This window comes from Burkholderia sp. GW821-FHT14F03 (genome assembly GCF_058803765.1).
The window spans coordinates 239777-247474 of the sequence record NZ_JBXAPG010000004.1 but is presented as its reverse complement, the minus strand read 5'-3'; the positions used below and the strand labels follow the sequence as shown (position 1 = coordinate 247474).

The 7698-nt window shown below is 64.6% G+C and carries 9 protein-coding genes; 2 read left to right on the top strand and 7 right to left on the bottom strand.

The window, feature by feature from the left end; translation table 11 throughout:
* The 6 genes from AC1RQF_RS04905 to flhD form a co-directional block, all read right to left on the bottom strand.
* On the bottom strand, positions 1–838 hold an 838-nt coding region (locus AC1RQF_RS04905), incomplete at its 3' end, for an Hpt domain-containing protein (protein WP_492871440.1).
* 33 nt (positions 839–871) lie between these two features.
* A complete protein-coding gene (locus AC1RQF_RS04900; protein ID WP_274000561.1) occupies positions 872–1246 on the bottom strand; it encodes a response regulator in 375 nt (124 codons plus the stop codon).
* 16 nt (positions 1247–1262) lie between these two features.
* Positions 1263–2300 carry a flagellar motor protein MotB gene (gene motB, locus AC1RQF_RS04895; protein WP_492871439.1) on the bottom strand — a complete coding sequence of 346 codons (1038 nt, stop codon included), beginning with the start codon at positions 2298–2300 and terminating at the stop codon, positions 1263–1265.
* A gap of 16 nt (positions 2301–2316) precedes the next feature.
* Positions 2317–3177 carry a flagellar motor stator protein MotA gene (gene motA / locus AC1RQF_RS04890; RefSeq protein ID WP_252981945.1) on the bottom strand — a complete coding sequence of 287 codons (861 nt, stop codon included), beginning with the start codon at positions 3175–3177 and terminating at the stop codon, positions 2317–2319.
* Between the two features lie 195 nt (positions 3178–3372).
* On the bottom strand, positions 3373–3924 hold the full coding sequence (flhC, locus tag AC1RQF_RS04885; protein WP_274000558.1) for a flagellar transcriptional regulator FlhC: 552 nt from the start codon (positions 3922–3924) through the stop codon (positions 3373–3375).
* A gap of 88 nt (positions 3925–4012) precedes the next feature.
* A complete protein-coding gene (gene flhD, locus AC1RQF_RS04880; protein WP_252981947.1) occupies positions 4013–4333 on the bottom strand; it encodes a flagellar transcriptional regulator FlhD in 321 nt (106 codons plus the stop codon).
* Between the two features lie 564 nt (positions 4334–4897).
* Here flhD and AC1RQF_RS04875 point away from each other — a divergent pair.
* Complete coding sequence (locus AC1RQF_RS04875) at positions 4898–5962, top strand: glycosyltransferase family 4 protein (RefSeq protein ID WP_492871437.1); 1065 nt, start codon at positions 4898–4900, stop codon at positions 5960–5962.
* 93 nt (positions 5963–6055) lie between these two features.
* Here the strand turns inward: AC1RQF_RS04875 and AC1RQF_RS04870 are convergent, their stop codons facing one another.
* Complete coding sequence (locus AC1RQF_RS04870) at positions 6056–6352, bottom strand: H-NS histone family protein (protein ID WP_274000556.1); 297 nt, start codon at positions 6350–6352, stop codon at positions 6056–6058.
* A gap of 304 nt (positions 6353–6656) precedes the next feature.
* Between AC1RQF_RS04870 and aqpZ the strand changes: the two genes are divergently transcribed.
* Positions 6657–7361 carry an aquaporin Z gene (gene aqpZ / locus AC1RQF_RS04865; protein WP_274000555.1) on the top strand — a complete coding sequence of 235 codons (705 nt, stop codon included), beginning with the start codon at positions 6657–6659 and terminating at the stop codon, positions 7359–7361.
* The last annotated feature ends 337 nt before the right edge of the window (positions 7362–7698 follow it).

Sequence of the window (7698 nt, the reverse complement as noted above, 5' to 3'; positions counted from 1 at the left end):
GGGGGCTCGGAGATGTGCAGAAGAGACAGGCCGCCGGCTGCGCGGCCGGCGCGGCCGGCGCGGTGCCGCGGCCGATGCGGATCTGGCTTTCGTCGATCACGAAGCAGCACACGGCGACGATGTCGTCCGACGGCACGTCGGAGTCGAGCCACAGCGTCAGGTCCTGGCCGCTCTTCGCGCGGCCGACCACGTGGCCGAGATTGCCCAGCTCCTCGGCCAGCAGCGCCTGATCCTTGTCGTCGACGCCGCTCAACGTGATCTGCAGATGCGGGCCGTCGCCTGCCGGCGCGGCGTCGGACGCGCCTTGCGCGGCCTCGTAGGCCTGCTCGACCACGTGTTCCGGGGTGCCGTCGGCGGCGGCCGGCGCCGGCGCCGCCAGCGGGGCGGGCGTCGGCGTGGGCACCGGCTGCGGCGCGGCCGCGGCGGGCGCGGGCGCCGCTGCGCCGCTGCTCGCGGCCTTCAGCTTTTCGAGCTTCGCGCAGATCGTCGCGGCCGCGGCCGCGTCGGGCTCGGCGCTCGCGCGGTAGTCGGCGAGCTGGTCCGACAGCACGTCCTTGGTTTCAAGGAACGCGTCGACCATGTCCTTGGTCAGCGTCAACTCGTGGTTGCGCGCGCGGTCGAGCAGCGATTCGAGGATGTGGGTGGTGTCCGTCAGCGCGGAAAAACCGAACGTCGCCGCGCCGCCCTTGATCGAGTGCGCCGCGCGGAAGATCGCAGCCAGATCCTCGGGATCGGGCGACTCGACGTCCAGATTGAGCAGCAGCTGCTCCATCTGCGCCAGCAGCTCGTCGGCTTCGTCGAAGAACGTCTGGTAGAACTGAGTAATATCGAGAGTCATGCCGGTTCACCGCCTTAAAACAACAAGTTCATGTCACGGATGGCTCGGCGCGAGCGCCGCGACGAGGTCGAGCAGCGTCTCCGGGTCGAGCGGCTTCTGGATCCAGCCGGTCGCTCCCGACTCGCGCGCGGCGGCCTTGAATGCATCGCCGTCTTCGGTCGTCAGCACCAGGATCGGGATCGAAGCGTAGTGTTCCTTCTCGCGCAGCGCGGCGATCACTTCCAGGCCGTTCTTCCTTGGCATGTGGTGATCGGTGACCACCAGGTCGAAAGCCGCGACCGACGCGATTTCGAGGCCGACTTCGCCGTCCGACGCGACCGTCACGTCGTAGCCGGCTTCGGTCAGCGTCGCCTGCAGCAGCGCGCGCATGGTGGCGGAATCGTCGATGGCGAGGATGGTTCGGATCATGGTGGTCTCGTAGGCGTCAGGGTTTCGGCGCGGCCGGCATCGGCGCGACCGGCATCGGCGCGACGGCCGGCGCGGGCGGCGCCACGACCGGGGCCGGCGCGAGCTGCTCGGCGAGCTGCTTCGAGCCGGCGGCGTCGGACGACAGCGTCGTCGTGGTCGCATCGTCGCGCATCAGCGCCAGTTCGGATTTGCGATTGAGCACGATGATGCTGATCCGGCGGTTTTCCGGATCGAGCGAATCGTCCTTGTTCAGGTTCTGCGTCGAGGCGAGGCCGAGCACGCGCAACACCTTCGCCTCGTCCATGCCGCCCGACACCAGCTCGCGGCGCGACGCGTTCGCGCGGTCCGCCGACAATTCCCAGTTGCTGTAGCCCTTCTCGCCGCCCGCGTAGGGCACGGCGTCGGTATGGCCCTGCACGATAATGCGGTTCGGCACGTCGTTGAGCGTCTTGCCGATCTCGCGCAGGATGTCGCGCATGTACGGCTCGACGTTGTCGCTCGACATCGCGAACATCGGCCGCTTCTGGCTGTCGACGATCTCGATGCGCAGGCCCATCAGCGTCGAGTCGATGCGGATCTGCTGCTTGAACTGGCGCAGCGTCGGGTTCGCCTCGATCGCCGCCATCAGCTTCACCTGCAGATCATGCAGGCGCACCTGCTCGCGGCGCTCGAGTGCGCCCTGCGCCTGCGCGAGCGCGTCGTCGTCGTTCTGCTTCGCGACCCGGTCGGCCAGGCTGGTCGAGCCGTCGGTGCGGCGCGTCACGCCGGCGTCGATGCTCGAGATGTCGCGGCCGCCGCCCTTGATGATGCTCGACTCGTCGGCGCTGCGGTCGCCGCTGCCCAGCAGCGCGGCCTTCAGCGGCGTGTTGAAGTATTCGGCGATCCCCTTCAGTTGCACCGGCGTGACCGAACTGAGCAGCCACATCAGCAGGAAGAAGGCCATCATCGCGGTCATGAAGTCCGCGTAGGCGAGTTTCCATGCACCGCCGTGGTGCCCCTTCTTCTGGGGCGCCACCCGCTTGACGATGATTGCGCGATCTTTTCCTTTGCTCATGCCCCGGGCTCCGCGCTCACTTCGCCTTCACGCGGCGCACATGCTCTTCGAGTTCCGCGAACGACGGACGCTCGGTCGAGTAGAGCACCTTGCGGCCGAATTCGACCGCGATGGCGGGCGCGTAGCCGTTCAGGCTCGCGAGGATCGTGACCTTGATGCACTGGAACATCTTGGTCGATTCGGCGACGCGCTGCTCGGCCAGGCTCGCGAGCGGGCCGAACAGGCCATACGCGAGCAGGATGCCGAGGAAGGTGCCGACCAGCGCCTGCGCGATCATCGCGCCGAGCACCGCGGGCGGCTTGTCGGCCGAGGCCATGGTGTGGACCACGCCCATCACCGCGGCGACGATCCCGAAGGCCGGCATCGCGTCGCCGACGCGCATCAGCGCGTGCGCGGGGCCTTCGCCCTCGGCGTGATGGGTTTCGATCTCCTCGTCCATCAGGCTCTCGATCTCGAACGCATTCATGTTGCCGCCCACCATCAGCCGCAGGTAGTCGGTCAGGAATTCGACGATGTGCTTGTCGGCGAGGATTTTCGGATATTGGGTGAAGATCGGGCTCTTCTCGGGATCGTCGATGTCCGCTTCGAGCGTCAGCGTGCCTTCCTTGCGCGCCTTCGCGAGCAGCACGTACAGGAGCGCCATCAGCTCCATGTAGACGTCCTTGTTGTACTTCGAGCCCTTGAACAGTGTGGGCAGCAGGCGCAGGGTCGCCTTGATGGTCTTGAAACCATTGCCGATGATGAACGCGCCCAGACCGGCGCCGCAGATCATCAAGATCTCGACGGGCTGCAGCAACGCGCCCAGATGTCCGCCGGCCAGCGCATAGCCACCGAACACGGACAACAGCGTCACGAGAGTTCCCACGAAAATCAGCACTGCCTGTCCCTCACGAGTAAGCGGCGGGGAGGCCGCCGTTAAGTGGTTTACGGCAGTCGGGACAAAAACTTTGGCGCCTGCGCGAGGCGCCGGGGCCGGTGTAAACCATCAATCCGCGGAGGATTGGACCCCTTCGCGGCAACCCGTCGGGCGGGGCGCGCCGCGCCAGAGCGCGCCCCCGCGAGGGCGCGCCCGTCAGACCGCCAGCGCGGCCAGTTCGGCCCTGGCCGCGGCCTTGCGGGTCTTGCCCGCGCGCGACGGCGGCTGGCACAGGCCGCAGACGAAGCCATGCTGCGGGTCGTGCGCATGCGCGACAAAATGCCCGCCGCAACGGGTGCACGGGGTCATCTGCAGCATCCCCGAGTCGAAGAAGCGCACCAGCGTCCACGCGCGCGTGAGGCTGAGCGCGGGTTCGTCCGCGGACAGGTTCACGTGCTCGAGGTACAGCCGGTAGCTCTTCACGATCGACTGGATCGGATCGCAGCCGCCGTGCGACTGCATGAACCGGTAGATGTTGTAGAACAGGGACGAATGGATGTTCGGCTGCCAGGTCATGAACCAGTCGGTCGAGAACGGCAGCATGCCCTTCGGCGGCGAGACGCCCTTCAGTTCCTTGTACAGCTTGATCAGGCGGTCACGCGACAGGCTGGTCTCGGCTTCGAGCAACTGCAGTCGCGCACCCAATTCGATCAATTCGATGGCCAGGGTGATTTCCCGGACCTCGACAACCACGCTTTTGGTCGCCATTGTTGTTCACCTGCTTGTTCTGTGAGTTCCCCGCGCAACCGCGCGCCGTCGCCGGCGCCCCCGCGCCGGTACCTCCGACGACGCGGGATCAGCGGATGCCTTCGACCGGTTGACCGGCCATCAGGATGGCGGAGTGGGCTTGCGTGACGGTGTCGCTGCGGCCTTTGTCGGCCAGCGACGAGAGGAGCGCGTGATCGTCGAAACGAAAACGGCAGAGCATCTGATTCGATGCGGCGAGCTTCACGGTCTGGGCCAGCGAGAGATTGGCAAGCACATTCGCCAGTTCTTCCGAGACCCCCATCCGAAACATGCCCATGGCTTTGTCCTCACGCAGCAGACGCTGCGCGAGCAACAGATAAGACAGGTTTACTTCTTTGATCTCAGTGAGCATTTCGCTGGTAGCGCTCATGATTCCCCCGTAGAAATCTTGGCCGTACGTACTTATGAAAACGTTTGCCTGGGCACCTCTCAGTGAGAGACGAACGGCACGTTTATAGTCTTACTGCCATTTTGGCCAATCGGTTTTCAAGCGGGTATCAGCAAAGAGAACGCATCCGGGCAGGATTTCTCTGTAAACCATGTAGGAATTTTTCTGACAGTCAGAGTTGACAGGTAGACGTGCGGCGATTTCTCGGAAAGCCCCGCCAGACAAGGCGGGAGGCGGGCTTTAAAAAAGCATTACGGGGAAATTATAGAGCGTTTTCATGCGCCCGCAACAATCCCTTTGGATGTCTCGCATTTTGGGTGGAGTCGCTCATTTTCACGGCCTACGGCGTATTTCATCCTGTAACAAGGCTTAAGTCTTTGAAAAATCACTCGATGCCGCGCGAGCGATCCAGATAATGAACGGCGAACCTCGGTATCCGGCCCCGTGCCGGCTTCCATTTTTTTCGCTTGTCACCGCGTGACGCCCGAGGGCGCCGCGCCTCGCGACCCCCTGGCAAGCGCCGCCTATCCGCACCGGAGACCGCCCATGCGCATCGCTCAAATCGCCCCGCTCTACGAAGCCGTTCCGCCGAAGCTCTACGGCGGCACCGAGCGGGTCGTGTCCTACCTGACCGAGGCGCTCGTCGAGCTCGGCCATGACGTGACGCTGTTCGCGAGCGGCGATTCCGTCACCTCAGCGCGCCTCGAGGCCGCCTGGCCGCGCGCGCTGCGCCTCGACGCTTCGATCCGCGATCCGATCGCACCCCATATGCGGCTGCTCGAACGCGTGGCGCGTTCGGCGCACGACTTCGACATCCTGCATTTCCATCTCGACTATCTGCCGTTCCCGTTGATGTCGCGTCTCGACACGCCCTATGTCACGACGCTGCACGGCCGCCTCGACCTGCCGGAACTGCAGCCGATGTTCAACGTGTTCCCGCACGCGCCCGTCGTGTCGATCTCCGACAACCAGCGCAAGCCGCTGCCGCAGGCCGCATGGGCCGGCACCGTCTATCACGGGCTACCGGACGGGCTCCTGACGCCCTGCTCGGAGCAGGCCCCCGGCTATCTCGCGTTCCTGGGCCGTATCTGCCCGGAAAAGCGCGTCGATACGGCGATCCGGATTGCCGCCCGCAGCGGCATGCCGCTCAAGATCGCCGCGAAGATCGACAAGGTCGACGAGGAATACTTCCGCACCGAGATCGAGCCGCTGCTCGCCGACGCGGATGTCGAATTCATCGGCGAGATCAACGAGGCGCAGAAGCCCGCGTTCCTGTCGGGCGCCAAGGCGCTGCTGTTCCCGATCGACTGGCCGGAGCCGTTCGGCCTCGTGATGATCGAGGCGATGGCGTGCGGCACGCCGGTGGTCGCGTTCAATCGCGGCTCCGTGCCCGAAGTGATCGAGGACGGCGTGACGGGTTTCATCGTCGAGGACATGCACGGTGCGATCGGAGCGTTGCATCGGATCGATACACTGTCGCGCACCGAGATTCGTGCGCGCTTCGAACAGCGTTTCAGCGCCAAGGCGATGGCTCAACACTATCTGGACGTATACGAAACACTCTGTGATACGACGAAACAATCGCAGTGGCGACAGAGTGCCGCCGGCTAGTCGCCATTCCCGGCAACAATACAGAATTACAGTTCGAAAAATGATAAAAGCCGCATCCAGGATGCGGCTTTTATCTGGCTGAGCGCTGCACGCTTATTCAATCAAAAAGCGCTCGCGGTTTTTGCCGACGATCCAATTGGGCGGCTTGCCTCGGCCACTCCAGGTACTGCCGGATTTGGGATCCCGATATTTCGGGGGCAGCGGCCCCTTCTTCGGCGGGCGGCCGCGCCGGGCCCGTTCGGCGAAGCCGAGGTCCTGGGCAGTCAACCCATACTCCGCAATCTTCGCCTGCAACTCGGCGATCACGGTTTCGACTTCCTGCCGGCGCACTTCTTCGGCCTGGGATTGCAAATCGGCGATCTGCGCCTTGATTTTTGCGTATTGAGACATTTCGACTCCCTGTTTCGTGATCCGCTCGGCGATTCCAGCCTAGACACAAAGGATCTATTGCGCAATCAGCATTGCACCCGTGCCAGCTTAATAATTTGTCTGATAAATTTTTAAGCGCGCCCGCGCATATATTCACAATGCGTCGATATTCTAATAAAAATAACCATCAAACACTCCTAATTTAACAATCGTTGACCCTTCGGAATCCGTGTAATTTCCTATAATCCAGACCAATTCCGGGGGCGCGGACCGAGGTCGGTGCGCGCTCCATGTGTTGTCTGTCCTTTATCAGGAATCCAATCCAATGAAATTATCCCAACGTCTCACCGCAGAATTGTTCGGTACTTTCTGGCTCGTACTGGGTGGCTGCGGCAGCGCCGTACTGGCCGCCGCCTTCCCCGGTCTCGGGATCGGTTTCGTCGGCGTGGCGCTCGCGTTCGGCCTGACGGTGTTGACGATGGCATTCGCGATCGGCCATATCTCCGGGTGCCACCTGAACCCGGCGGTCAGCGTCGGGCTCACCGTCGCGGGCCGCTTCCCGGCGCGCGACCTCGTGCCGTACATCGTCGCGCAGGTGATCGGCGCGACGCTGGGCGCGTTCGTGCTTTACCTGATCGCGACCGGCAAGCCCGGTTTCGACGTGGTCGGCAGCGGCTTCGCGACGAATGGCTATGACGCGCGTTCGCCCGGCCATTACTCGCTCGCGGCGGCGTTCATCTGCGAAGTGGTGCTGACGGGCTTCTTCCTGTTCGTGATCCTCGGCGCAACCGACAAGCGCGCACCGGCCGGCTTCGCGCCGATCGCGATCGGGCTGTGCCTGACGCTGATCCACCTGATCTCGATCCCCGTGACGAACACGTCGGTGAACCCGGCGCGCTCGACCGGCCCGGCGCTGTTCGTCGGCGCCGAGGCGCTCGGCCAGCTGTGGTTGTTCTGGGTTGCACCGATCATCGGCGCGGCGATCGCCGGCGTGGTCTATCCGCTGATCGCGGGCCGCGACGCGCAATGACGCATGCGGCGCGCCGCGCGACGGCGCGGCGAGGAAACGGCGAGCCTCCCGCCGGGTGAAAATCCAGGAGGCAGGCAGGTTTCAACGGGCGCGACGGCGCCCGTTTTTCATGGTGCCGCGCAGTATGAAGGAGCGGGGCGGCCGGGACGTCGACCGGCCGGCGCGAGGGCCGCGAAGGGAAGCGGGCAGGCGGCGAAGCCGGGGCGAGCAACCCCATGCCGCGTAGCGGACGTACTGGCTGCAACCCTGGCGTCGCGTCCGGTGCAGCGTGCTCGGGTGCAGCGTGCTCGGGTGCAGCGTGCTCGGGTGCAGCGTGCTCGGGTGCAGCGTGCTCGGG

What these genes read in the sequence shown, in the direction of transcription:
- AC1RQF_RS04900 (WP_274000561.1), bottom strand. Translation starts at nt 1,246, where the DNA reads ATGATCCGAACCATCCTCGCCATCGACGATTCCGCCACCATGCGCGCG.
- motB (WP_492871439.1), bottom strand. Translation starts at nt 2,300, where the DNA reads ATGAGCAAAGGAAAAGATCGCGCAATCATCGTCAAGCGGGTGGCGCCC.
- flhC (WP_274000558.1), bottom strand. Translation starts at nt 3,924, where the DNA reads ATGGCGACCAAAAGCGTGGTTGTCGAGGTCCGGGAAATCACCCTGGCC.
- flhD (WP_252981947.1), bottom strand. Translation starts at nt 4,333, where the DNA reads ATGAGCGCTACCAGCGAAATGCTCACTGAGATCAAAGAAGTAAACCTG.
- AC1RQF_RS04875 (WP_492871437.1), top strand. Translation starts at nt 4,898, where the DNA reads ATGCGCATCGCTCAAATCGCCCCGCTCTACGAAGCCGTTCCGCCGAAG.
- AC1RQF_RS04870 (WP_274000556.1), bottom strand. Translation starts at nt 6,352, where the DNA reads ATGTCTCAATACGCAAAAATCAAGGCGCAGATCGCCGATTTGCAATCC.
- aqpZ (WP_274000555.1), top strand. Translation starts at nt 6,657, where the DNA reads ATGAAATTATCCCAACGTCTCACCGCAGAATTGTTCGGTACTTTCTGG.